Annotated in this window: 22 protein-coding genes; 9 read left to right on the top strand and 13 right to left on the bottom strand. The window is 42.1% G+C overall.

Annotation, left to right across the window (positions count from 1 at the left end; genetic code table 11):
- The first annotated feature begins 28 nt into the window (after nucleotides 1-28).
- On the top strand, nucleotides 29-2,410 hold the full coding sequence (gene pheT / locus FTT92_RS06860) for a phenylalanine--tRNA ligase subunit beta (protein WP_180171726.1): 2,382 nt from the start codon (nucleotides 29-31) through the stop codon (nucleotides 2,408-2,410).
- The gene (locus FTT92_RS06855) at nucleotides 2,407-2,703 is read left to right on the top strand and encodes an integration host factor subunit alpha (protein WP_004783565.1); all 297 of its coding nucleotides are present in this window, start codon (nucleotides 2,407-2,409) and stop codon (nucleotides 2,701-2,703) included. The genes pheT and FTT92_RS06855 overlap by 4 nt, the downstream gene beginning before the upstream one ends.
- Before the next feature lie 302 nt (nucleotides 2,704-3,005).
- Here FTT92_RS06855 and FTT92_RS06850 read toward each other — a convergent pair whose 3' ends face one another.
- The 3 genes from FTT92_RS06850 to trxA all read right to left on the bottom strand — a co-directional run bounded on the left by FTT92_RS06850 (nucleotide 3,006) and on the right by trxA (nucleotide 5,582).
- Nucleotides 3,006-3,251: a hypothetical protein gene (locus FTT92_RS06850; protein ID WP_078192631.1), complete on the bottom strand. Its 246-nt coding sequence runs from the start codon at nucleotides 3,249-3,251 to the stop codon at nucleotides 3,006-3,008.
- Between the two features lie 412 nt (nucleotides 3,252-3,663).
- Entirely contained in the window at nucleotides 3,664-4,932 is a 1,269-nt protein-coding gene (gene rho, locus FTT92_RS06845; protein ID WP_067731074.1) for a transcription termination factor Rho, read from the bottom strand.
- A gap of 323 nt (nucleotides 4,933-5,255) precedes the next feature.
- Nucleotides 5,256-5,582, bottom strand: coding sequence for a thioredoxin (trxA, locus tag FTT92_RS06840; protein WP_078192629.1), 327 nt, complete (start codon nucleotides 5,580-5,582; stop codon nucleotides 5,256-5,258).
- Nucleotides 5,583-5,848: 266 nt separating this feature from the next.
- On the opposite strand from trxA, the gene ppx reads away from it, so the two are divergent.
- From ppx to FTT92_RS06815, 5 genes are read left to right on the top strand one after another with little or no spacing between them, the layout of a single operon-like run.
- On the top strand, nucleotides 5,849-7,369 hold the full coding sequence (gene ppx, locus FTT92_RS06835) for an exopolyphosphatase (RefSeq protein WP_078192628.1): 1,521 nt from the start codon (nucleotides 5,849-5,851) through the stop codon (nucleotides 7,367-7,369).
- Nucleotides 7,370-7,402: 33 nt separating this feature from the next.
- Nucleotides 7,403-8,227 carry an acetyl-CoA carboxylase carboxyltransferase subunit alpha gene (locus FTT92_RS06830; protein ID WP_078189570.1) on the top strand — a complete coding sequence of 275 codons (825 nt, stop codon included), beginning with the start codon at nucleotides 7,403-7,405 and terminating at the stop codon, nucleotides 8,225-8,227.
- Nucleotides 8,164-9,540: a tRNA lysidine(34) synthetase TilS gene (gene tilS / locus FTT92_RS06825; protein ID WP_180171725.1), complete on the top strand. Its 1,377-nt coding sequence runs from the start codon at nucleotides 8,164-8,166 to the stop codon at nucleotides 9,538-9,540. The genes FTT92_RS06830 and tilS overlap by 64 nt, the downstream gene beginning before the upstream one ends.
- A complete protein-coding gene (gene proC, locus FTT92_RS06820; protein WP_078192626.1) occupies nucleotides 9,537-10,367 on the top strand; it encodes a pyrroline-5-carboxylate reductase in 831 nt (276 codons plus the stop codon). Before tilS ends, proC begins: the two co-directional genes overlap by 4 nt.
- Before the next feature lie 27 nt (nucleotides 10,368-10,394).
- Nucleotides 10,395-10,958 carry a YggT family protein gene (locus tag FTT92_RS06815; RefSeq protein ID WP_078189567.1) on the top strand — a complete coding sequence of 188 codons (564 nt, stop codon included), beginning with the start codon at nucleotides 10,395-10,397 and terminating at the stop codon, nucleotides 10,956-10,958.
- Nucleotides 10,959-11,118: 160 nt separating this feature from the next.
- On the opposite strand, the gene polA is transcribed toward FTT92_RS06815, so the two are convergent.
- Entirely contained in the window at nucleotides 11,119-13,884 is a 2,766-nt protein-coding gene (polA, locus tag FTT92_RS06810; RefSeq protein ID WP_180171724.1) for a DNA polymerase I, read from the bottom strand.
- A 163-nt stretch (nucleotides 13,885-14,047) separates the two neighbouring features.
- Between polA and FTT92_RS06805 the strand changes: the two genes are divergently transcribed.
- Complete coding sequence (locus tag FTT92_RS06805; RefSeq protein ID WP_180171811.1) at nucleotides 14,048-16,834, top strand: DUF2339 domain-containing protein; 2,787 nt, start codon at nucleotides 14,048-14,050, stop codon at nucleotides 16,832-16,834.
- A gap of 121 nt (nucleotides 16,835-16,955) precedes the next feature.
- Here FTT92_RS06805 and FTT92_RS06800 read toward each other — a convergent pair whose 3' ends face one another.
- The gene (locus FTT92_RS06800; protein WP_180007243.1) at nucleotides 16,956-17,879 is read right to left on the bottom strand and encodes a mechanosensitive ion channel family protein; all 924 of its coding nucleotides are present in this window, start codon (nucleotides 17,877-17,879) and stop codon (nucleotides 16,956-16,958) included.
- Between the two features lie 9 nt (nucleotides 17,880-17,888).
- A complete protein-coding gene (locus FTT92_RS06795) occupies nucleotides 17,889-18,710 on the bottom strand; it encodes a hypothetical protein (RefSeq protein WP_180065853.1) in 822 nt (273 codons plus the stop codon).
- 100 nt (nucleotides 18,711-18,810) lie between these two features.
- On the opposite strand from FTT92_RS06795, the gene gspE reads away from it, so the two are divergent.
- Nucleotides 18,811-20,298, top strand: a complete 1,488-nt coding sequence (gspE, locus tag FTT92_RS06790; protein ID WP_180171723.1) for a type II secretion system ATPase GspE — start codon at nucleotides 18,811-18,813, stop codon at nucleotides 20,296-20,298.
- Between the two features lie 56 nt (nucleotides 20,299-20,354).
- Here the strand turns inward: gspE and FTT92_RS06785 are convergent, their stop codons facing one another.
- The 7 genes from FTT92_RS06785 to FTT92_RS06755 all read right to left on the bottom strand — a co-directional run bounded on the left by FTT92_RS06785 (nucleotide 20,355) and on the right by FTT92_RS06755 (nucleotide 25,505).
- Complete coding sequence (locus FTT92_RS06785) at nucleotides 20,355-20,705, bottom strand: hypothetical protein (RefSeq protein ID WP_180084645.1); 351 nt, start codon at nucleotides 20,703-20,705, stop codon at nucleotides 20,355-20,357.
- A gap of 172 nt (nucleotides 20,706-20,877) precedes the next feature.
- Nucleotides 20,878-21,270 carry a DUF4951 domain-containing protein gene (locus FTT92_RS06780; RefSeq protein ID WP_180034859.1) on the bottom strand — a complete coding sequence of 131 codons (393 nt, stop codon included), beginning with the start codon at nucleotides 21,268-21,270 and terminating at the stop codon, nucleotides 20,878-20,880.
- A 202-nt stretch (nucleotides 21,271-21,472) separates the two neighbouring features.
- Nucleotides 21,473-21,898 (bottom strand): organic hydroperoxide resistance protein, encoded by a 426-nt coding sequence (locus tag FTT92_RS06775; protein WP_111884709.1) that lies wholly within the window; start codon nucleotides 21,896-21,898, stop codon nucleotides 21,473-21,475.
- Nucleotides 21,899-21,993: 95 nt separating this feature from the next.
- Nucleotides 21,994-22,818, bottom strand: coding sequence for a carbon-nitrogen hydrolase family protein (locus FTT92_RS06770; protein WP_180171722.1), 825 nt, complete (start codon nucleotides 22,816-22,818; stop codon nucleotides 21,994-21,996).
- A gap of 32 nt (nucleotides 22,819-22,850) precedes the next feature.
- The gene (gene gigB / locus FTT92_RS06765) at nucleotides 22,851-23,369 is read right to left on the bottom strand and encodes an anti-anti-sigma factor GigB (RefSeq protein ID WP_078189558.1); all 519 of its coding nucleotides are present in this window, start codon (nucleotides 23,367-23,369) and stop codon (nucleotides 22,851-22,853) included.
- A 112-nt stretch (nucleotides 23,370-23,481) separates the two neighbouring features.
- Nucleotides 23,482-24,450: an RsbU family protein phosphatase GigA gene (gigA, locus tag FTT92_RS06760; RefSeq protein ID WP_078189557.1), complete on the bottom strand. Its 969-nt coding sequence runs from the start codon at nucleotides 24,448-24,450 to the stop codon at nucleotides 23,482-23,484.
- 98 nt (nucleotides 24,451-24,548) lie between these two features.
- The gene (locus FTT92_RS06755) at nucleotides 24,549-25,505 is read right to left on the bottom strand and encodes a VacJ family lipoprotein (protein ID WP_180171721.1); all 957 of its coding nucleotides are present in this window, start codon (nucleotides 25,503-25,505) and stop codon (nucleotides 24,549-24,551) included.
- Between the last annotated feature and the right edge of the window lie 550 nt (nucleotides 25,506-26,055).

Genomic DNA, 26,055 nt, shown 5'->3' with positions numbered 1-26,055 from the left:
AGAAATTTAGATATATAGGTTTTTATAAATGAAAATTAGCGAAAATTGGTTGCGTACATGGGTTAACCCAGCCATTGATAGCGATACACTTTCTGACCAACTGACCATGTTAGGTTTAGAAGTTGATGATTTATCTCCTGCTGCAAAACCATTTACTGGTGTAGTAGTCGGTGAAGTTTTAACAGTGGTTCAACATCCCGATGCTGACCGTTTACGTGTCACTACTGTAAACATCGGTTCAGGCGAGCCGTTACAAATCGTTTGTGGTGCTCCAAACGTACGTGTAGGCATGAAAGCTCCTGTAGCAACCATTGGTGCAGTACTTCCGGGCGATTTCAAAATTAAAAAAGGCAAGCTTCGTGGTGTTGAATCACAAGGCATGCTGTGCGGTGCGTCTGAAATTGATCTTGAAGACAAAATCGACGGTCTATTGGAGCTTCCTGCAGATGCTCCTGTAGGCACAAATATTCGTGAATACTTAGATCTTGATGACAATGTGATTGATATCAGCATCACGCCAAACCGTGGTGACTGTTTCAGTATTCGTGGTATTGCACGTGAAATTGGTGTGATTAATCAACTCCCTGTGACTGCCCCTGAAATTAAAGAAGTTGCTGCAACAATTACTGATGAGAAGAAAGTTGTTGTTGAAACTGATGGTTGCCCACGCTATTTAGGTCGAGTGATCAAAAACGTTAATACCAAAGCACCAACTCCTGAGTGGATGGAGCGTGCATTAGCTCGTGCAGGCATTCGTCAGCACAGTATTTTGGTCGATATTACCAACTACGTTTTAATGGAATTGGGTCAACCTTTACATGCATTCGATGGCGGTAAAGTTGAAGGTTCAGTTCGTGTACGCCAAGCAACAGCAGCAGAAAAATTAACGTTGTTGAATGAACAAGAAGTTGAATTATCTGAAAACGTGATGGTGATTGCGGATGATCAAAAAGCCTTGGCGATCGCAGGGATCATGGGCGGTCTAAGTTCAGCCGTTTCTGACGATACCACTGAAATTTTCCTTGAGTCGGCGTTCTTTGATCAACTCTATATCGCAGGTCGTGCACGTAGTTTTGGTTTGCATACTGATGCATCTCAGCGTTATGAACGCGGTGTAGACTTTGAATTGCCGATGACGGCAATGCACCGTGCTTCTCAGCTTATCGCTGATTTAGCTGGTGGTGAGTTTGGTCCAATTACTGTTGCTGAAAAAGTTGAATTATTACCAAAACGTGAAGCCATTGAACTGAACCAAGCGCAAGTCGATCAACTCCTCGGTTATAAAGTTGAATCTGCATTTATTACCGATGCTTTAACGCGTTTGGGTTGTAATGTCACTGTGAAAGCAGAAGGTGAGTGGACAGTTGTACCACCATCACACCGCTTTGATATGGCGATTTATCAAGACCTCATCGAAGAAGTGGCACGTATTCACGGTTACGACAATATTCAAATTAGCTTGCCGGTGATTGACGTCAAACTGGCGAAATACCAAGACCAATTTGAATTGGTTCAGTTACGTCAAACTGCAGTGGCTTTGGGTTATCAAGAAGCAATTAGCTTTAGCTTTGCAGATGCGAAACTAGAGAAACAATTGAATCCACAGGTTCAACCACTAGCGCTTGCAAACCCGATTTCTAGCGACCTTGCAGTGATGCGTTCAACCTTATTATCAAGTTTGATCCCATGTGTACAATACAACGTGAACCGTCAGCAAAACCGTGTGCGTTTCTATGAGCTTGGTCTACGTTTTGATTATCAAGGTGCGAACAGCATTCATGATCTCAAACAGATCCCAACCTTTGCACTGGTTGCAACAGGTTCGCGTACAACTGAATCTTGGCATGGTAAAGCACAGCCAATGGATTTCTTTGACTTTAAAGGCGATGTAGAAGAGATTTTAAATTCTGCACGTTTAAATGTTGAATATGTACGTTCAGAGCGTACCTGGTTGCATCCAGGTCAATCTGCTGAAATCTTAGTCAATGGTCAATCAATTGGTTATTTTGGTCGTTTACACCCATCTTTAGAAGATGAGTTGGATTTGGCGACTACTTGGGTCGCTGAATTAGATCAATCGGCTGTTTTGCAAACTTATGTATCTAATTTTACAGAATTATCACGTTTTCCGTCGGTTCGACGTGATATTGCGCTTTTAATTAGTGATAAGATTAATGTTAGTGAAATTCAGCAACTTATCGAAAAAACCGGCGGTGAGCTTTTAGACGCAGTTTGGTTATTCGATGTGTACACTGGTCAAGGTGTCGAAGAAGGCAAGCGCTCATTGGCATTTGCAATTCAATGGCAACATCCAACACGTACATTAGAAGATGCTGAAATCAAAACCGGTATGGATAACATACTTCAGGTGTTGGAAAACACTTACCAGGCGACATTGAGGGCTTCATGACAGCATTAACAAAAGCAGAAATGGCTGATCATTTAAGTGAGCTCACGAGTTTAAACCGTCGTGAAGCAAAACAAATGGTCGAGTTATTCTTCGATGAGATTAGCCAAGCGCTAATCTCTGGGGAACAAGTTAAACTCTCAGGTTTCGGTAACTTCGAGTTGCGTGATAAACGTCAACGCCCAGGCCGTAACCCGAAAACGGGTGAAGAAATTCCGATTTCTGCCCGTCGTGTAGTGACCTTCCGTGCGGGACAAAAATTCCGTCAACGTGTTGGAAATGAGCAGATCAATTGATCTGCTTTTTTTTTCCTTTGATTTAGGAGGCGCAGTGCTCATCATCTATCGCACAATTCATGTTGAAGAATATTCGTTTTAAAGTGAGACGATATACTTGAGTTGAGTTGAGTTGAGTTGAGTTGAGTTGTCGTAGAGGTTGATTGTGGCTTGCCTTTAGCTAAATTGTCAGTTTTTATTTTTCAATAAGCATGGGCTTAGTATTTTGAATTTTAGCTCTTTTTATGAACTAGGGTTTAAAGTTTGAGGCAATAAAAAAGAGAGCCAAAGGGCTCTCTTTTTGTGCTGAATAATCGGTTAGATTATTGAGCTTCAGAAGCAGCAGCAGTAGCTTCAGATGCAGCAGCAGTAGCTTCAGAAGCAGCAGCAGTAGCTTCAGATGCAGCAGCAGAAGCTTCAACAGCAGCAGCGTCAGACGCAGCAACTACTTCAGAAGCAGCAGCTTCAGATGCAGCAGCAGGAGCAGCTTCTTCAGTTTTTTTAGCACAACCAACGAAAGCTAAAGTAGTAGCAACTGCAGCAGCAATAGCGATTTTTTTGAATAACATGGCATCACTCTCTAAAATATGAGATTAAAAAATAACCTGCGTTAGTCTGTTGTGTGCTTTTATTATGCCTAATTTGAATAGGTATTAAAAATGCATAGAGCAGTCTAACTGGTCTGCGTGTATGCTATCACTGAGTATTTTGAAATGCTACTAGTGACTTTGAAAAAACCGTTAAAAATAGGTGAAAAACGGCCATTTTTTAACAGAAAATAACAATTAAGAGAAAGTTTTATATTGGCTAAATAGCAAATAAACTACTAAAAAGAATAGGGTTTTTTAAAATATATTTTTTATAATCAGAAGCTTGAAAATAAGTTTACATGGAAATCCATCAAATGTTTCTTTGTGTAACCAAAGTCAACCAAATAAAAAGGCCATCGTTATAGATGGCCTTTTCAGTCAAACATTCAACTTAGTTGGATGCTTTACGTTTCATTTGATCAAAGAAATCATCATTGGTTTTGGTTTCTTTCATGCGATCAAGCAAGAATTCCATCGCTGCAAGTTCGTCTTGTGTATGAAGCAATTTACGTAAAATCCAAACTTTACGTAGGTTATCTTCAGACATCAAACGCTCTTCACGACGTGTACCTGATTTTTTGATGTTCATCGCAGGGAACACGCGTTTTTCAGCAATACGACGGTCTAGGGTAATTTCTTGGTTACCTGTACCTTTGAATTCTTCGTAGATCACTTCATCCATCTTACTGCCAGTTTCAATCAACGCAGTTGAGATAATTGTCAGTGAACCACCTTCTTCGATATTACGTGCTGCACCGAAGAAACGTTTTGGACGTTCTAAAGCATGGGCATCCACACCACCAGTAAGAACTTTACCAGATGACGGAATCACGGTGTTGTAAGCACGGGCTAAACGAGTAATTGAGTCTAGCAAAATCACCACGTCTTTTTTGTGTTCTACAAGACGTTTCGCTTTTTCAATCACCATCTCTGCAACTTGTACGTGACGAGCTGGTGATTCATCGAATGTTGAAGCAACTACTTCACCACGAACAGTACGTTCCATTTCTGTTACTTCTTCAGGACGTTCGTCAATCAAAAGGACAATCAAGAAACATTCAGGATTGTTACGAACAATCGACTGAGCGATGTTTTGTAACAACATGGTTTTACCCGCTTTTGGCGGTGCAACGATAATTGAACGTTGACCTTTACCAATTGGAGCAACCAAGTCAACCACACGCGCAGTTAAGTCTTCTGTTGTACCATTACCTAATTCCATTACCAATTGTTCGGTTGGAAATAAAGGTGTTAAGTTTTCGAAAAGAATCTTATTACGTGAGTTTTCGGGTGTGTCGTAGTTAATTTGATTAACTTTTAATAATGCAAAGTAACGTTCGCCTTCTTTAGGTGGACGAATCGTACCTGTAATAGTGTCACCAGTACGAAGGTTGAAGCGACGGATTTGTGATGGGCTCACATAGATATCGTCAGGGCCGGCTAGGTAAGAACCCGCTGCAGAGCGTAAGAAACCAAAGCCGTCCGACAGAATTTCTAGAACGCCATCACCAAAAATCTCTTCGCCGTTCATTGCGTGGCGCTTTAAGATGGCAAAAATAATATCTTGCTTACGGTTACGAGCCATTCCTTCGAGGCCCATAAACTCGGCAATCTTGATGAGTTCGCCAATCGGTTTTTTCTTGAGTTCGGTTAAGTTCATAGGTGGTCAGATAGAATCTAAAATTCTGAGGTACAGGTTGGAAAAGGGAGCAACAAATGTGCCGCGATCATGCAAGAAACGATAGCAATTGGTTTGCACAAAACAATTCAGAGATCTGATTCGTTATATGAAGAGAGATGTGAAAAACAATTCTGTTGCCGAGCGGCATTGTATGTGTTGTGTTGTAAGAAAATGACAGGATTTGAGATCCTTAATTTCTTGAGTAAACAATATAAGAGAGAACACAGCATTTGTCAATTTATCAACCAAAAAAATACGCTGTGTAAAACAGCGTATTTTCGAGTGTTTTTATCGAAAAAATATTAGATGTTTTCTTCGATGAAAGCTGTCAATTTAGATTTTGGTGCGGCACCGACTTGGGTTGCTACAACTTCGCCGTTTTTAAACATTAATAATGCAGGAATGTTACGGATGTTGTAGTTTACAGCTGTTTGTTCGCAAGAAGTTACGTCTACTTTAACGATTTTAACTTTGCCTTCAAACTCAGTTGAAAGTACTTCAAGTACAGGTGCAATGGCTTTACAAGGAGCACACCAACCTGCCCAGAAATCTACAAGTACAGGAGTATCAGACTCTAGTACATCGGCTTGGAAGTTTTCATCAGTTGTATTTACGATATTGCCAGACATGGATTTTGCTCCGGAATTAATTTTTAAGTTGACTCTATGTTTATAAGTATTACATAGCCAACTATAACAATGTAGGGGGTTATGTAAATTTTCGACCTGAATGGCGAGTTTGTCTAATGGATGAACACGATGCCGATGATCGTGTATGACTATCATTGCTTCAGATAAAAAATCGATAAGTTCCGCCCGAACTACTCATAAATGGCTTTTAAATTGCATGTATGTGAATTAATCTAAGCACAATTCTGAACAGGTTTTTTTGAATAATGTCTGATTTTTTGATTGATGAAGAATTACTTGCTGCTATCGATATGGGATCGAACAGCTTCCACTTGGCTATCGCACGCGTAGACCATGGTGAAGTGAAAAAAGTTGCATCAATGTCAGAAAAAGTACAGCTTGCCGCAGGTCTAGACGAAAATAAAAATTTGACTGAAGCCGCACAGCAACGAGGATTAGCCTGCCTAGCACGTTTTGTGGGGCGTTTAAATCCTGTACAAGCTAACCGTTTACGTATTGTGGCGACTAATGCCTTGCGTCAAGCAAAAAATGGTCATGAATTTATTCAAAAAGCCGCTGAAATTTTACCAAAACCAATTGAAATCATTGCTGGTCGTGAAGAAGCCCGTCTCATTTATTTAGGGGTTTCACATACTATGGCAAATAGTGGTCGCCGCCTTGTGATTGATATCGGTGGGGGGTCAACAGAGTTGATTATTGGTGAAGAGTTTGAACCGATTCATACAGAATCTGTGCAAATGGGCTGTGTCGCTTTTACCAAAGCGTTTTTTGCTGATGGTGAAATTAACCTGAAAAGTTTTGATAAAGCGGTAAATGCTGCTCGCAAGGAAATCGCAGGCATTGCCAACACTTATAAAGCTGCGGGCTGGGATACTGTTGTCGGTTCAAGTGGCACGATCAAAGCATGTCGTCAGATTTGTGTCAATATGGGCTGGAGCAACGATCAGGAAGAACTGACACGTGACGGTTTATTTAAACTCAAAGATAAATTGCTTAAATATAAGCATGTCAATGAAATGGAATTTGATGGTCTAAAAGAAGACCGTCGAGCAGTTTTGCCAGCCGGCATTGCCATTTTGTATGCCGTCTTTGATGTGTTGAATATCGATAAATTGGTTTATTCTGATGGCGCGTTACGTGAAGGCGTGATGTACGACCTATTGGGACGTTTCCAACATGAAGATGTTCGTGACCGTTCTGTACATGCGTTGATGGGTCGCTACAACGCAGATATGAAACAAGCTGAACGTGTGGTAAATACCGCTCAACAACTGTTTAATGGTGTGGCGACCGCACTGAATTTGACCAGTGATGACAGTGATTTACTGCGTCGTGCAGCGTATTTGCATGAAATTGGCTTAGCGATCAGTCATAGTGGTTACCATCGTCATGGTGCTTATTTACTGCAACATTCGGATATTCCGGGTTTCTCACAAATTGATCAAAACCATTTGTCGCATTTAGTGGCGCATCATCGTCGTAAGTTACGTAGTGACGCGCGCATTGATGTGATGAAAGTCGGTGGTAACAAACTTGTTTACTTATGTCTATTGCTTCGTTTAGCAGTTTTATTAAATCATAGTCGCAGCGATGAGATGCTTCCTGCCATTGAATTAAGCGTGGACAATGCGCAACAATGGCAACTTAGTGTTTCTGGTGATGCCAAACAGTGGCCTTTGTTGGTTGCAGACTTGCATGATGAGCAGGTGCAATTTAAGCATTGGGATATTGAACTGAATATCCAGTCGGAACAATTTATCAATTAACAGACCAGTTAAGTTAGGGATAATGATCGACCTATGAAAAATAAAGCAGCTCAATCTAAAGCCTGGACTACGGTTCAGATCGCACGTCATCCTGAACGTCCGCAGTTTTTGGATTATGTTGGCGAAATTTTTACAGAGTTCGATGCTTTGCACGGTGACCGCCTATTTGGTGATGACGGAGCGATGATTGGTGGTTTGGCTCGTTTAGATGGTCAGCCTGTGATGATTGTAGGTCAGCACCGTGGTCGTAGTACACGTGAAAAATTACAACATAATTTTGGTATGAGTAACCCCGAAGGTTACCGTAAAGCGCAGCGTTTATTGGATATGGCGGAGCGTTTTAATCTGCCAGTCTTTACCTTTATTGATACCATGGGTGCCTACCCAGGTGTGGGTGCAGAAGAACGTGGTCAGGCTGAAGCGATTGCAACCAGCTTAGCTCAGCTTTCTTCACTCAAAGTGCCTGTAGTGGCAACGGTATTGGGTGAAGGTGGTTCGGGTGGTGCGCTCGGTATTGGCGTAGCTGACCGTGTGATTATGCTATCTCACAGTATTTATTCAGTAATTTCACCTGAAGGCTGTGCATCTATTTTGTGGAAAACTGCAGAAAAAGCAGAACAAGCAAGTGAAGCATTGGCATTGACGGCAGATAAATTGCAGAAGATGGGCATTGTAGAATACGTGGTGGACGAAGCGGAAGGCGCACATTTAAACCCTGAAAAAGTCATGCAGGATTTGAAAGTGGTCTTGAAGCAAGCTCTAGAAGAACTGCAACCAATGGATGCAAACGAACGATGCGAAGCGCGTTATCAGCGTTTAATGAAGTTTGGCAGCGACAATTTAGGGCTGACTGCTTAAGTCAAATTCAGGCGCTGCCTGAACAAAGCCGATTTTTAATAGGATGTAGTGGTGGCATGGATTCCATGTTGCTGCTGCATCTTATGTCGTTTTTGTGCCCTGAAAAAATACGGGTGATTTATATTGATCACCAACTACAAGCGTGTAGTCACGCTTGGGGTGAGTTTGTACGTGCTCAGTGTGCAGCGCTAAATCTTCCATTCATTATACAAAAAGTTCAGGTTGCGCAAGGTAACCTTGAAAACCAAGCCCGCTCAGCCCGCTATCAAGCCTTTGCCCAACATTTACAAGCAGATGAAATATTGCTACTTGCGCATCATCAGCAAGATCAAGCCGAGACACTGATATTGCGGCTACTTTCAGGTGCCGGTGTCCATGGCCTTGCTGCCATGAAAAAATTCGATGTACGTGAAGATTTTACTTTATGGCGTCCCCTATTAGATCTTTCACGTGAGCAAATTTGCCAATGGGCAGCACAGCTGCATGTGCAAAATATTCAAGATCTCACCAATTTTGATACCGACTATGACCGCGCGTGGAGTCGTGAGATTTTGTGGCCGTTACTCAGCGATCGATTTCCTAAAATGCAGCAAGCTCTGAGTCGAACCAGTTACTTGATGCAAGATGCTGATGAAATTTTACTTGAGGTGTTGCAACAAGATTTAGCGGCCTGTGGTTCATCGCAAGTGTTATCTTTGGAGGCTTTACAACAGCTCAGTCTGGCACGTCAGCGTCAGTTGTTATCGCACTGGATGAAAGGTGAGGGGCAATATCGTCCAAGCTTTGAAATGGTACAGCGTTTAGTTTCAGAAGTGATTAACTCACGCGAAGACTCGCAAGCGGCACTACACTGGAATGGATTTTATTATCTGCGCTTTCAACAGCAACTTCATCGGATTGCCAAAGCGGATTATCTTCAAACTGAACCCATTCAAGAGGTTGAGGTTGTAACTTGTGTTGCAGGTCAGTGCCTCAAGTTGCCTGCCGGCCATTTTGTGATTCAACCCTCAAAGGTTGGTTTATCACCTGAATTATTGGGGCAGCAACTGCAGATTCGCCCACGTCTTGGAGGTGAAAAAATTCATTTATATGGTCGTGTCGGAAGTTGGCCTTTGAAAAAAGCCATTCAGCAGGCGCAAATTTTTCCATGGCGACGTCATACTATTCAAATATTAAGCCGAGATAATGTTATGCTAGGCGTCTTTACGCCTCAGGGCTTTTGGTTGGCGCAGTCTGAATTTTGTACTCAAGCTGGCTGGCAACCGACATTATCTCTTAACGCTAAATCTGCAATATCGGATCTTCAATCATGAGCGCAATTCTAAATTGTAATATCAGTTTCATTGGTGGCGGCAACATGGCACAGGCTTTAATTGGTGGCCTAATTGCACGTGGTGTCCCGACTACACGTATTACAGTTTCAGATCCCGTAGAAAAAGTACGTGAGCTTTTGGCTGAAAAAGATTTGCATGTGACCGATGATAATGTTGCAGCAATTCGAGAAGCTGACATTGTTCTTTTTGCCGTTAAACCTCAGGTGTTGGCAAAAGTTTTGGCACCATTACAAGGGTTGCTAGAAGGGAAGTTAGTGATTTCAATTGTTGCAGGTGCAGAAATTGCAACGATTTCAAAACTATTAGGCACAGAGCGTATTGTTCGTGTCATGCCAAACACACCGGCTTTAGTTCAAACCGGTGCGCATGGTTTGTATGCAGGTGAAGCGGTTTCGGCTGAAGATCGTGATCTTGCAAGTCAAGTTTTGGCTTCAACGGGTTTAACACTTTGGGTAAACTCAGAAGCTCAGATTGACGCGGTAACAGCAGTTTCTGGTTCAGGTCCTGCATACTTTTTCTATATGATGGAAAGTATGATCCGTGCAGGTAAAAACATGGGCTTGGATGAAAAAGTAGCTACAGCGCTAACCTTGCAAACTGCATTGGGCGCTGCACAAATGGCGATTACCAGTGCCAACAGTCCTGCGGAGTTGCGTAAAAATGTAACCTCTCCAAACGGTACAACACAAGCTGCGATTGAAGTATTTGATCATGCTCAAATTTCACAAAATATTCAGGCCGCTTTAGCCGCAGCGCAAAAGCGTAGCCAAGAGTTGGCACAAGAGTTAAGCGAAAGCACCAAATAATTCGATTTGATTTAGGAAAGTTCAAGTATGGGCTCTGCTCAAATTTTTGGAATCATTATTAACGTTGCAATTTTGCTCGTATTTTTCCGCTTTTTAATGCAGCTTGCTGCCGTGAGTCCATATAACCCTGTGGTTTTGGCAACAGCAAAAGCAACAAAAATTGTCGATATCTTTAGCCGAATTTTCCCAACTTTGGCCAAAGGTCGAGTGAATACTGCAGCTTTGGTGTTGGTGGTGATTCTGTATTTGTTAAAAATGTTTGGTTTGATGTATTTGTCTGGCGTGGCGGTGAATAGTCCATTCCATTTGATCATTATGACCTTTGTGACCATGATTCAGGATTTAATCCGTTTCTGTCGTTACTTAATTTTTGCATCGATTATTTTGAGTTGGGTCGTGATGTTTAGTCAGTCACGTTCGCCTTATATTGAAGTGGTTCAAGAGCTGGCGGAACCGCTACTTGCACCATTCCGCCGTATTCTTCCAAATATGGGGATGATTGACTTATCACCAATTTTTGCGATTTTGGCATTGTTGGTTGCGGAAACCATTATGAAGCAAGTCGCAATTGCATTATTGACTGGTCTTTAATCTGAGCTAAGACGAGTTTAATAAAAAAGGACGCCTCGGCGTCCTTTTTTGTGGATTTAATATGAGGTGTAAAACAAGATATTTATACTAACTAATAAACATCTCACCTCCATCCAACCTTCCTCCTAGAGGGAGAAAGGCGTGAATGAACGTGAATGAATTAGTGTGCTTCGTCCCAGTTATTACCTTGACCGACTTCCACAATCAGGGGAACGGAAATTTTCAACACAGATTGCATCACTTCAGTCAGTTGGGCAGAGAGTTCATCGGCAATTGCAGCATCGACTTCAAACACTAATTCATCGTGTACTTGCAGTAACATTTTGGCTTGATCTTTCGGTAAGATTTTATCGACTGCAATCATGGCCAGTTTAATGATATCCGCCGCAGAACCTTGTAGCGGCGCATTAATCGCTGCACGTTCAGCGCCTTGTTTCACCATTTTGTTGCTCGCCATAATGTCCGGTGTATACAGACGACGACCTAAAATAGTTTCCACAAAACCTTGTTCACGTGCGACTTGGCGAGTACGTTCCATATATTCCAAAACACCAGGGTAGCGTTGGAAGTATTTACCAATATAGTTACGCGACTCTTCTCGAGTGAAACCCAGTTGACGGGTCAAACCGAATTCTGACATGCCATAGAGCAGACCGAAGTTCACCGCTTTGGCTTGACGACGTTGGTTGCTGGTCACTTCATCGAGTGGAATGCCCAAAACTTCTGCCGCAGTACGTTTATGTACGTCTTGCCCATGATTGAAGGCATCGACCAAGGCATGATCTTGCGAGAAATGCGCCATTAAACGTAATTCGATTTGCGAGTAATCGGCTGCCAATAAAATGCGACCTTCAGGTGCAATAAAGGCTTTACGGATTTGACGTCCAATATCTTCACGGACAGGAATGTTCTGTAAGTTTGGATCGGTAGATGACAAACGACCTGTAGCCGTTAACGCTTGGTGGTAACTGGTATGCACACGATGTGTGTCATTATTCACTTGCTTTAACAGACCATCGGTATAGGTGCTTTTCAGTTTAGAGAGACCACGATATTCCAAAATTAAATCAGTAATCGGATGATCGATTTTTTCTAACACACTTTCACTGGTGCTGTACTGACCAGTAGAGGTCTTTTTGCCACCTTTTAAACCTAATTTATCAAACAGAATTTCACCCACTTGTTTTGGCGAGCTGACATTGAAGCTTTGACCCGCAAGATCGGTAATTTCGGTTTCTAAATTTTGAATGGTATTGGCAAATTCCATACCAAGTTGGTCGAGGAAGTTCATATCTAGCTCAATGCCGTTTTCTTCCATAGAGGTTAGAACACGGGCAACCGGCATTTCAATATTGTACAAAATATTGATCAGCTCCGGGTGAGCTTGTAACTTCTTATCGAGTACTTCATACAGACGATAGGTCACATGGGCATCTTCTGCGGCATAATGGGCTGCCGTTTCAAGCTCAATTTGGTTAAAGGTTTTTTGTTTTGCACCTTTGCCCGCCACTTGTTCGAACGTCGTTGTGAGATGACTTAAATACAAACGTGCGACGTCATCCATCCCATGACGTGTAGCCACAGAGTTAAGGACATAAGAGGCCAACATGGTATCGAAATACCAACCTGCCAAATGAATGCCATGATTTTCTAAGACATGTGCATCATATTTGAGATGATGACCAATTTTTTGTACGTCATTATCTTCAAGTAAAGGTTTGAGTTGATTCAGGATCGTGTCGCGATCAAGTTGTTGCGGCGCACCTTCATAATCATGCGCAAGCGGCACGTAATAGGCATCATGTGCATCTAAAGCTACTGAGAAACCCACAATCTGTGCCACGCGGTAATCAAGGCTTGTGGTTTCAGTATCAAAGGCAAAACGCTTTTCAGTGCTCAGACGTTTAAATAACACATCCCAATCTTCTTGAGTCAATACCGTGTGATAACGTGCTTCACCAAGTAAGTCATCAACACTGGTTTTGTCCGCTTGATCTTCAACTTCAGGTGCATTGGCTACAGTCGCCGTGGTGTTAATGGCTTTGGCTGCTTGTTTGTAGGTTGCGCCATTGGGGTTGTTCGGATGATCTAAAGACTGCAGTTGGTTACGGAATTCTAGTTCCGTATATAAATCACGAAGTGCTGGAATATTTGGATCGGCAAGTTTCAAATCTTCGTATTTAAGACCCATGTCGAGGTCACAAACAATACTCGCCAGTTGGTGATCAAGAGCAATCCCTTCGACATTGTCTTTAATGTTTTGACCGACTTTACCTTTAATACTGTCGACATTTTCTAAAATGCCGCCAATCGAGCCGTACTCGGTTAAAAGTTTCGCTGCCGTTTTTGCGCCAACACCGGGTACACCACGGATACCATCAGAGGCATCGCCCATCAGCGTGAGGTAGTCAATGATTTGATTCGGCCACACCCCAAATTTTTCAAAAACACCTTGAACGTCCATCGGTTTGTCTTTGAAGCTGTCTTCTAAAGTGACACGCTCAGTAACGAGCTGCGCCATGTCCTTGTCACCAGTGGAGATCAAAACTTGATGACCGGCTGCTTCAGCGCGTTTGGCTAAAGTTCCGATAATGTCATCGGCTTCAGCACCCGGCAACATATGCAGCGGAATCCCTAGAGCACGAATTAATGCATGAAGATATGGAATTTGTTGTGATAATTCTTCAGGCATGCTTGGACGGTCACCTTTATAAATCGGGGACAATTCATGACGGAAGGTTGGTTCAGGTGTATCGAAAATAACGGCCATATGCGTCGGTTGGATACGACGCATTAATTTTTGGATGGCAGAAATGGCACCTCGGATTGCATTGGTATGCAAACCGGTTGAAGTGGTTAATGGTGGCAGTGCATGGTAGGCACGAAATAAAAAGTATGAGCCATCGACCAAGACAAATGGTGGCATTGATAATTTCCTAATCCTAAAAACGGTTTTATTGTACGTGATTTTTTGCCCGTACGCTGAGTCTAGATTGTATATGTAACTTACCGAATCACTGATGAATAGTTTTAATCCATCCGTCAGGCTCATGTATCATCAAAACATTCAGGAAAATGACGAAGCAGGTATGCTGAAACAGAATAATGAAATCAAGATGATTTGGTTGATGACGCTGATCTTGGTAGGGATCGGGGCATGGTACTTAGATGTCCGTATCCTGAGTTATATCAGTGGCATCGGTTTTATGCTCAGTGTGATGAATTATGTCGATGATTTACAGCACGGCGCTGATGCACTGAGTTCATCAAAACAACCATTTCAAGTGACATCAAAGGTTCCGTTATATATTGCATCGTTATTAACGGTCGTTGGACTGTTAACAGAATTGGGATACTTGGTTGCGATCGGGATTGGCCTGTGGGTCTATTTTTTTCTGCGTTGGCTGAAACGATTAGAACGTCAGCTGCATCTATTGCAAGGACGTGCGCTTCAGTCGCAATCGATACATGCAGCTACTTCAATATCAGCGTCGACAATAGACCGTCCTGCAAATTTTGATTCTAACGATACACCATCTGTACATCCCGCGACGGCAGTTGGTACAGCTAGACATCAGGCATCATTCAATTCAACGCCTTCTAATACACCATCCAAGTCTGCGCCAAATCTATCTAGTCAAATTCAGCAATGGCTTTTCCAAGGTAATCCCGTGTTAAAAGTGGCGGTACTGGTCTTGGTGATTGGCGTGGTGCTATTACTCAGATTTGCCACAGAGCATTGGCAACTAAGCTTGGCCATGAAACTGCTGATCGTGAGTTTGATCAGTGCTGGTGTTGTCGGACTGGGTTTTTGGCTACAAACCAAAAATCGCAGTTTTGCCTTGGCTCTAGAAGGTCTAGGTCTTGCAGCGCTGTTTTTGACTTTATTTTTTGCCTATTACAATGCTGTGATTGCGGGCTTTGGCATAGCCTGTGTACTGTATGCAGTGCTTATGGCATTGACGATTTGGCTCAGTTTGAAACAACAGTCAGTTGAACTGGCAATCATGGCAATGCTGATCGCCTATCTTGCTCCATTTACCTTGCCTGTTCGTGATGCAACTGCAACGGAATTTATTGCCTATTATCTTGTGATTAATATTGCTGTTGCGGTCATGAGTACATTAAGACCGTGGAAATATCTAAATCAAATCGCTTTTTTGATGACGGTGATTATGGGTGGTGGATATGCTTTTTACCACGGATACACCACCGAACGTCAGATGATGAGCGTGCTGGTTTTAGTCCACGCTGCGATTTTTATCTGGCTCGGTTTTCGTTTTAGCCAGTTATTGGCGAAACAGGATCTTGCGCATTTTCAGCTTAAACCTGCCTTGGATATTGCACTGATTTTTGCTGCACCAGTGCTTGCTTATCTGGCATTGTATTTGATGTATTTTGAGGAAACGGTATGGCAGGCGGGGTATAGCTTGCTATTCGCGGCGCTTTTTGCCGCGCTGTATAGCATCAGTAAACGTAGTGCTGTGATCCCACTGATTGCACAAAGTTATTTGAGTTTGACCTTAATATTCTTGGCATTGATTCCACCGATAGTATTGAAAGAGCAGTGGAGTGTGGTTGGTTGGGCAGTTGAAGGTGCGTTGATATTTATATATGCCCTATACAAGCAGTCCAATATCAGCCGTTATTTAGGCATGGCGCTCTTGGTAATGGCGGGTTGTTCAAGTCTGTACTATTTGGTTCAACTGCCACATTTCCCTGCACAGATGTATTGGGGCGTGTGTTTGAGCTATTTGGCGGCCATTATCGTGACGCACGCTGTTCCTGCATTTCATAAACAGCTTTCAAGTTCGAGTATTGCCTTTCAATGTGTGCAAATGCTCTCAGCAACCACCATGTTTATCATGTTGCTCTTAGATTGGCTGCAGACTAGCCATCAATTGGCCTTGAGTCTATTGATCGTCAGTGTGGCCTATCTGGTGGTGAATGAAGGCTTGTTAAAGCGAAAAGCTTCGTGGAGTTGGTCCATCATTAAGTGGACGGGTCTAGTGCCTGTTTATGTGATGGGGCTGTACCAAGTCATTTCAGTGAGTGAGAACGGTCAGTTAATTTGGCATTCAACGATGGAGCAGATTTATTTTGCATTCGCTGGGCTGAGCTTGACGCTGCTTTGGCTACGACCATTACTCGGTGTGCGTGAAGAAAAAGAATGGGTCAGTCTCGGAATTTTGAGTAGCTTGGCGTGGACCAGTCTGACGCTGATACCCAGTATGCCGTATATCAGTGTGGTAATTTTGCCGCTGATATTTTGTGCATGGTGTTATTGGCAAGCGCAGCAACCGGCCTGGAAAATGTTTTGGCAAGCACGTAGCAGCTTGTTTTTGGCTCTAAGTTGGATCATTAGTTCGCAATTATATAGTCAGCAGGCCTTTGTGGGATATATCTTGCCGATACTGAATCCTTTTGATGCAGTGAGTTTGCTGTTGTTAGCGGCTTTTTTATGGATGTTGAATCAACAGTTAAAAGCTGGTTTAGATCGTAGCTTGGCTGCCGTGTTGAGTGTCCTAGGGCTACTTTGGTTAAGTAGTTATGTTGTGCTCCGTGCCTTACATAGGTATCTGGATACGCCTTATAACAGTTTAGATATTTGGAGTGATGCGACCGTTCAACTAAGTTTTACCGTGCTGTGGGTGTTATTGGCTTTAGTGAGTATGCGCTTTGCCACTCAGTGTCAATTACGTTCAGTTTGGCTGCTCGGCGGCAGTATTTTGGTCTTGGTCACTTTGAAATTGGTTTTGCTGGATTTATCTCATGTCGGCACACTCATGCGAGTGATTTCATTTATGGCGGCAGGTTTTGCCATGCTTTTGATTGCCTATATTGCACCCATGCCGAATGACAAGGTTGAACCATGATGAAATTCTTAAAGGTACGAGATCACTAAGCTATACAGGTCGATGGCTATAAAAGTACATGATAAAAAAACCCTGCACATTTGAAGATATGCAGGGCCTTTCATATCAAGTCGATAGACCATTATTTGAGTTGAGGCTCTCGTTGAATTTCTTGCGCATTGGCATATTGATCGACGTTAGCATCGCTTGCTTGTGTAGAAAGTGGGTGGTCAACAAAACCCATTTTCGGGACAGGGATTTCAATTTTATTTTCGACAAAGGCATTTCGAATCCGTTCTTGCATCTCATCGCGGACTTTCAGGAAATTCTCTCTTTGACACCAAATAGCAAAAAGCAATTCAATGGATGACTCTCGAAAGGCAGTGACGGTCACGGCAGGTTTAGGATCGGCCAAGACCAATGGATATTTACTGACGGCATCTAATAGAACTTCGCGAACTTTGATGATGTCTTCATGAAAGTTAATCGCAAGGGTAATTGGAATGCGCCGTATTGGAAACTTAGACAAGTTATGCACAGGTGCCCGAATCAGTTGTTCATTCGGCAAACGGACATAGACATTGTCCTGCGTGAGTAATTTGACCGACAGTAAATCAATCGAGATTACTTCACCTTCAATGGTATGCCCACGAATCAGTGTCAATTGAATGGTATCACCCACCTCAAAAGATCCTTCACCGATCAAGAACATCCCGCTGATCAGGTTGGATGCGGACGTTTGAGAGGCAAAACCCAATGCGACCGTTAAAATACCCGCTGCACCCAAGAAGACGCTGAGTTTAAAGCCGGCTTCTTTTAAACTGGCCATCACAAAGATTAAAAAGATGAAATAGAAAATCCCGCGACGCCAAACCAACTGCTGATGGGCATTGAAACGCATACCCACAGTACGAATAAAGGTATTCGAGATAAAACGTGCAATCAGAAAGCCGATGACTGCCAGTAAAACAGCCACCAATAATTCCGTCAGCCGATCGGTATTGAGATTGGCGACCATTCCTTTTAGGCTGCTGGTAATTTCTGTCGAAATATTTAAATCTGCCATGGCTCGCCCTTAGAAAAATGAATCAAACATATTAAACAGCACATTGGCTGACTCGCGTGGCGGATGCAGATAAATCACGTCACCGGCTTGTGGCGGTGTACGGTTTTCAATTTTGACCCGCGGCGGTTTGTCATGACCTTCATGCACGACTCGAATTTGTGAAGTCCATAAACGTCCTGTACTTTCACTATAAAATAATGGCAAAGCCGGTACAGGGACATTCATACGGTCAAAACGAATCTGTTGATTACTCACGTTATGAAACTCAATAGGGGTTACTGCACGAAAAGCACGAGGTTTGAGTTGTTTAAGTTCTGTACGACCATCAACTGCTGTGGCATAGCAAATTTCACCCATTCGATGATTCGGACCAAACCAGGTATCTTTTGGTAGAATCACAGGTATATCAAACAAGGGTTCTCTAAGACCTTCGACAAAACCAGCAATCCAAAGCGGTGTGCTGATATATAACGTTCCGCGCTGTCCGGCTGGAATATAAATCGGATCGACCGGTTTAATCACCACAGACCGATCGGCCAAACGTGGCATAATTTGAATTTTGTCATGTGTCTGGCGGAACATATAACGTTCCATTTTAATGGGCTGTGGAAAACCAAATTCAGGGTCTTGAATCAGATGCCATTGTTGCTCATAGTCAAACTGAAAGGTCGGGCGATGGTATTCCATACGCCACTCTTGCATGCCGCGCGTCACACGAAACAATAAAGACCCAAACTGCCAACTGCGCGGGTGATTCAGTTCAAATTGATATTCCCCCCACCATTTACGTTTTGGGGATTCCTTTTCAGTCAAATCATTTTCTAATGGCAATGCGTATATCCCTTGTCCTGATAAATCCTAAAAACAGACTTCACGCTGTAAGATGCTTAGAGTACACTCAAAACAACTTTTTTCATCATTATAATGCGTGATGCAAGTACTTAAACAATTACAAATACCATATAGTTTTGCCAAACGTCATGGCGTATTGCTTCGATATGAGGGTGATCAAGCTTTTATTGTGCGTCGTGACAGCACGCCACTGTTGGCTTTACAAGAAGCACGTCGCTTTTTAGGGCATCCTGCACAATATCAATTATGTAGTGAGCAAGAGTTTAATCAATTACTCAGTGCAAGCTTTGCCGGAGACACCGGTGAGTCTCAACAAGTTGCAGCGGGTTTGGAAGATCATCCTGATTTACTCAGCCTTGCGGACTCTGTGCCAGAAGCTGAAGATCTGATGGATCAGGAAGATGATGCACCGATTGTACGCTTAATCAATGCCTTATTGTCGGAAGCGATCCGTGTCGGTGCTTCGGATATTCATATCGAATCCTTTGAAAAAAAGCTGTCTGTCCGCTTACGTGTCGATGGTCAGTTACGTGAAATTGTGCAGCCACGTCGTGAACTTGCGCCATTGTTGGTGTCACGGATTAAAGTCATGGCTAAACTCGATATTGCGGAAAAGCGAATTCCACAAGATGGTCGTATTTCACTGCGTTTGGCAGGCCGAGAAGTTGATGTTCGTGTATCAACTTTACCGTCTTCCTATGGTGAGCGTGTGGTGATGCGTTTACTCGATAAGCAAGCTGGGCGTTTAAATATGACCCATTTGGGCTTGATGCAACATGATTATGATCGACTGAAACAACTGGTGCATCGTCCGCATGGCATTATTTTGGTTACAGGGCCGACCGGTTCAGGTAAAACCACAACCTTATATGCGGCATTGTCTGATTTAAATGATGGCTCAAAAAATATTTTGACCGCAGAAGATCCAATTGAATATCAACTTGAAGGGATCGGGCAGACACAGGTCAATACCAAAGTCGATATGACCTTTGCTCGTGCATTAAAAGCCATGCTCCGCCAAGACCCAGATGTGGTGATGGTCGGGGAGATTCGTGATTTAGAAACTGCTGAAATTGCAGTACAAGCGTCATTAACAGGGCACTTGGTACTTTCAACGCTGCATACCAATACAGCAATCGGTGCGGTGACCCGTCTTAAAGACATGGGGATTGAACCCTTTCTACTTTCAAGCTCATTGATCGGTGTGGTGGCGCAGCGTTTGGTTCGAACCTTGTGCCGTCACTGTGCGACTTGGCATGATGCCGATGATTTTGAAAAAGACTTATTTAAGCATCTCGATGCATCGGCCGAATTAAAATTGCCACAACCTAAAGGCTGCGAACAATGCTCGCATACTGGATTTACAGGGCGTACCGCAATTTATGAAATCGTTCCGATTGATGAGCAAACACGTCGCCTCATTCATGGTAATGCTGCTGAGTTTGAGTTAGAAAATCATGTACGTGCAAATGCGGGTTCAATACGTGATGATGGATTGCGTAAAGTTTTGGCAGGTAAAACCACCATTGAAGAAGTGCTCAGAGTGACGAATGAAGCGGCTGAATAGTCAGTGTAAAATATAAATAAAGCCCCGAAGCCTGTGCAAGGACTCGGGGCTTTGCTTTAGTTAATCTTTTCAAAATGAATAACAGCATCGTATGCTTTATCTGTCAGAGTGAGGTGAGTTGCATCACTGAGTTTCATTTCAATGTTATTGCTCTCTTTATATTTCAAAACATCATTATTCACTTCGGCCATACCGGATGAAGCACTAGAAGTGCGCTCAGTATTATTTTTATCGAGCCAAAATTCGTCTTTAATTTGGTAGTCATCGCCTTGTTTGCTAATGGAAAGTTTGCGTAGGCTCTCCGTGTCAGGTGTTTGTTTCCATTCCCCTGAAAAATCAGGCGCAGGTGTTTGGCTACATGCGGCTAAGGCCAAGCTTAGAAAAAGCATCGAAAAGTATGTTTTCATTGTAAAGTCCTGAAAATGATTTTAATTTTTTATGGATGTATAGTTAATTATAGTTTGAATATTAAACATTTTTTAAATTTTATTCATTATTCTTTCTATCGAATGTCTCATAATTTTTTATTTTAATTTGAACAAAAACAGCCCAAAAAATATGGGCTGTACGGTCTTTCACTTACCACAAACTGACAACTTTCTTCATCAATTCAGCACGAATGGGCGCGGTTGGGTTACCTGCATTGCGCTGCGTTTCATTTTCATAAAACTTTTGCCAAGTTTGAACCATCTCTAAAGTGACATCTTGAGTTTTAAGCTTTTCAACGTCGGCTTTACTGATATTGGCTAAGCGCGCTGCTGCACCCTCTGGGCCTGTGCCCCAACCAATGATGCCTTGACCATAGGCAGGTAAAGACATGTTGTTCGGTGTTGGCGGTAGCGCAAGACGTTGAATATCTGGATTGACCAGGGATTTAATTTGAGGGCGGACTTTTTCAGACAGCGTTAATTCGGCAAAACTTAGTGTAGATGCGCTGATTAGCAATGTACTGATAAGGAGAGGTTTAAGCATCATAGATCAATAAATGAATGTAAATAAGAATCGTTATATATTTTAGCAAGGTTTTGGTAGCTGAATATGAATATTTAAATGTATTGGAAATGGATAAGATTTTATTTTGAGCTCAGCTGTAGATGTGTAGAGGTCAAAAAACTCAAAGCACTATTTTATAAGGAATTAAAACAGTGCTTTGTATAGATAGGTACAAATGGATTTAAGTCAAAACATTCAAAGTGACATTAATATTGTTTCGGGTCGCATTTGAATAGGGGCACACAATATGTGCAGCATCGACCAATTTCTGTGCCTCGCTTGCATCCATACCCTCAAGATGAATATTAAGCGTCACTTCGATACCAAATCCTGTTGGAATAGGGCCGATACCAACATCACCCTCGACGTAGGCAGCAGGGGTAATCGAAATTTTATCTCGGTTAGACACAAATTTCATTGCACCTAAAAAACAGGCTGAATAACCAGCGGCGAAGAGTTGTTCAGGATTCGTACCATTACCTGTACCCCCCATAATTTTCGGCACTGCCAATTGAACATCTAAATGACCATCGGACGTCGTTGCTCGACCATCACGACCACCAGTGGCTTTTGCATGGGCTGTATAAACTGCTTTTTCTAAAGTCATTTTTCTAATCCCTCAGATGATGGTTCAAAATCATATCGTGGGGGATTTTGTTTAAATAATATTCAGTTTTTTTGTAATTTTATACAGAGTGAAAATCAATATTGAACCAAAACACGGTGCTGCATCAGTGGCATTGATGCGCGAATCTGTTGCTGCTCGTCTAAGTCAAAAGGAACTGTGAGTAGTTGAGCGCCTTCTTCTGCGGTGATTGCTAAAATTTGACCACGGCTGTTGCTTGCTCCAGCATGCCCCCAAGTTTGACGCTTTTCACCATGCCAGCCTTGTTGTGCGGCACCTAATACAGCACATTGACTATCCATGGCACGAGCTTGCAGTAACAACTGCCAGTGCATTTCACCCGTGGTATAAGTAAAAGCTGCAGGCGCCGTTAAAATGTTTGCACCTTGGCTACGAAGTTTCAAAGCTAGTTCAGGAAAGCGCAAGTCGTAGCACACCATCAGGCCAATATTGCCAAAAGGTGTTGTTGCAACTACGGTTTCAGTCCCAGGTTCAAAGAATTTTGATTCTTGATAGCCACCGACAGCGTCACCAACTTGCACATCAAATAAATGAATTTTGTCATAACGTGCTTCGGTACGTTCAGGGCTGATACACAGGCTGACAGTACGGACACGGCCATCTTGAATGATTGAACCATCTGGACGATAAGGGCATGGGAGTGTGCCCGCAACAATCCAAAGTTGATAACGATGTGCGAGTTGTTCTAGTCGCTGCTGAATACTTTCAAATTGCGCCGCGGTTTCACGTTGTTTACCTGCGGCAAAGCAGACAAAATTTTCGGGAAATACAATGAGACTCGCACCTTGAGCCTGACTTTGTTGCATCAATGATTCGATCACTTTGAAGTTATCTTCAATGTCATTTTGAGAATTCATTTGTACAACGGAAAGTAAAGTCATGCGAAGAGGGTCTCTGCTGTGATTAACTTAAATTAGACATTTTGCTGCTTGGGTTGCTCTAGATTGTCCTGCTCTTTTTGCAGTTGTTTGACCAAAGGCTCAAACATATTTTGGTTGCTATCATTTAGTTTCATCAGCGTTTTGTGTGCATCTAAAACCGTATTCAGCATATTGCTATGGGTAATGTGTTCTTCCATAAGTGCGCGAGTGCATACACTTGGATCACCACAATAATTCAAAATAACAAACACCTGACCTAAACCCATGCTATTGGCAAGCGTTGTGATATCAGAGTTTGTAGACAACATTACTGCTTGGATATGGTGAACTTGTTTGAGCTTCAAACCCAGTTTCGCCAAAATGCCAAGAACAGTACTATCGATAAATGTCGTTTGGGTTAAATCAACGATTGCACCGACGACATTTTGTTGCTGTTCAATTTTGTTTAATAACTTGTCTAGACTAATACAAGATTGGGCACGCACTTCGCCAATAAGCTTAAAAATATGCGTTCCGTTCAAGCTTGCATATTCAACATGACCTGTTGACATATAAATGCCATTTGCAGAGAAGGATAGTAAATTATCCCATAGGGGCACAGCTTACTCAAGTAGCCGAGTATGATCAGAAAGTCTTATTCGGTTTAAGTAGTTGATTTCGTGATTAATTGATTCGACGTAAACTTAGGATGGCAATATCGTCGGCAACATGGTCTGGTGCTTGAAATGATTGATTTTGCAAGTGATAAACCAATTGACCTAGCTGTTCATTCAATCCACCATCAAAAGGTTCAAGTGCGCCATCCGAGCAAATTACAAAGCGCGAATAACGATTTAAGGTAAATTCAAACTCTTCAACTTCTAGGTCTTCAGTTAAGCCAAGTGGAAAGCTACTGGTATTTAAAATTCGTGCGGGAAGACCGGGTTCAAATAAAATGGCCGGCGGATAATGCCCTGCACTAGACCATTTCAAGACATGCGTATCGAGATTAAGTATTCCCGCAATCATGGTAATGTGCTTTTCAATATTTTCTTGAACCAACATGCCATTGAGTTTTTTGATTAACTCTCTTGGGGTTTTTGAACGACCGTGGAAAGCAGCCATCCATGAGGTTAGTAAACTACTCGTTACCCCATGACCAGACACATCTGCGAGATAAAACATGATTTCTTTATCGCTGATTTTCCAGTAATCGTACCAATCACCCGATAAATAAGCAGATGGTTGGAAGAATGTTTCAACTTTATAGTTGTGGAGTTCAATCGGATTGGGTAGTAAACGTTTTTGCAAATCTGCAGCAGAAGGGAGATCACGGCTGTCTTGATTACGTTTGTATTGCGCATCAATTTTAGTGAGTGCCACTTGAAGGTTGGTTGGAATATGATCCCACACCCATCCTGCTAAAGCGCCTTGTTGCCACGCTTGAGCCAATGCAGCACCTTCATGCTCAAAAGCGAGCACAATGGTAGGAAGTGTCCATTGGTGATTTAAAAAGTCAGCAACATCAGCAATTGCAATGATCGTTGGATCATACAAGTCTAGATCTTCAATGTTAATCATTTGTACGCTAGGAAGCGCATCCAGTACCTGATCTAAATATGGAATATCACGAGTAGGTTGAATGAAATACATAAAGAATTAGATGAATCCTTAGATAGACAATAAGTGTACTATAGCAAGCTAATGATGGCTGGAGGGAAAAACCACACCAGCCAATTGAAAAATTTTATTTATTCAGTTGTTACCGTGTCGGTATCATCTGAACTGCTATCATCAATGAAATCGGTAGAATCATCAGATGAAACATCTGTTGAATTATCTTCAGATTCATCAATATCGTCATCTTCTTCATCAATAAATAAGTTTTCTTCAGCGATACCTTTTTTCTCAGAAATTGAATAATTCAGGCGTTGTAAATAGATGTCGCGAATTTGAGCATATTTATCGCCTTGCAATACACCTTCAATATCCAGTAATTGAGCGCGAGTATCGATTCCACGTAAAGTTTGCTCAGACCAATACGCCACATCATGACCATCAAGCATATATTTCTGTGGACGTCCTTGACTATCTACTGCTAGACCGACGGTTTGGCGCAATGTGCTTGGACCAAGCACTGGTAGAACAATATAAGGACCAGAAGGAATACCGTAATATCCTAAAGTTGCACCAAAATTTTCATCTTCGGTTTCTAAGCCTAGACGACTCGCAGGGTCAGCAAAGCCTAAAGTTGTCAGTGTATTAACAGTAAAGCGACCTAGACTTTTTGCGGCACGTGTTGGTCGTCCTTGGATGAGTTGGTTAAACGCATTCCAAGGTTCGCCCAAATTTTTACGGAATAAACGATAAGATTCACGAATATCCTTTGGAGTTTTTGCTACATATTGCACAGCAACAGGGCGGGCAATATGGACATCTAAATAATCATTAAATGCGTAAACTTTCCGGTTGATCGGTTGGAAAGGGTCTTTATCTTCTTCTGATTGTGCTGCATTGGCATTTACAGTTAATTTTTTTGCAACTTCAGATGACTTGACCATCGCAGCATGCGCAAGTTGTTGTGTTTTTGATTTATTGGCAGCTTCTGAGTCTTGAGCAACAGGTGCTGAAGCCTCGTCATTTGCAAATACAGGTGTTGTTACGACAAGTGACAATAATCCTGCATATAAAAAAGAAGTTTGGCGCATATATAGTCCTGACGCTTTTAGCGCGGCAAAATGTTTGCCGTATAATAAGTAAAAACGTTCAAATAATCTTGATTTATTACTATTAAACCAAATTTGATCAAAATATGAATAAAAAAATGTAATTTGAGTGAAAATTATGCGCTCAAAATAATTATTTTAAAAAAGGTGTTGCAACGGATGTGAAATGCTGTAGAATGCACATCCATCGGCGGTGATGAAGATTAAAACTTCTGATAAAACAATGACTTGGTTGAATTGATTAAGTTGGGTTTTATTTGATAAGTTTAAAAATAATTTGAATTACCAGTTGACTCTTTAGAAATAAAGAGTAATATAGCCGACCTAGCTTGCTGGTGACGAACCAACAAGAAGATCATTAAGAGATTATGAAGAACAACTTGTGTGGATTTTTACTGATTGATTGATCGAAATTATTTTCATTGATTGATGGTAGAAATTACTCGAAGTTTATTTGAGCAAATTTTTGTCAGTAATTGATGAGCCAAGATTGGTACACTATATGTACTATTGATTTTAAACTGAAGAGTTT

It is taken from the genome of Acinetobacter sp. YH12023 (assembly GCF_013420135.1).
Lineage (GTDB): Bacteria > Pseudomonadota > Gammaproteobacteria > Pseudomonadales > Moraxellaceae > Acinetobacter > Acinetobacter amyesii.
Note: the sequence above shows the minus strand (reverse complement) of the source record. Positions and strands in the feature narration are given on the sequence as shown.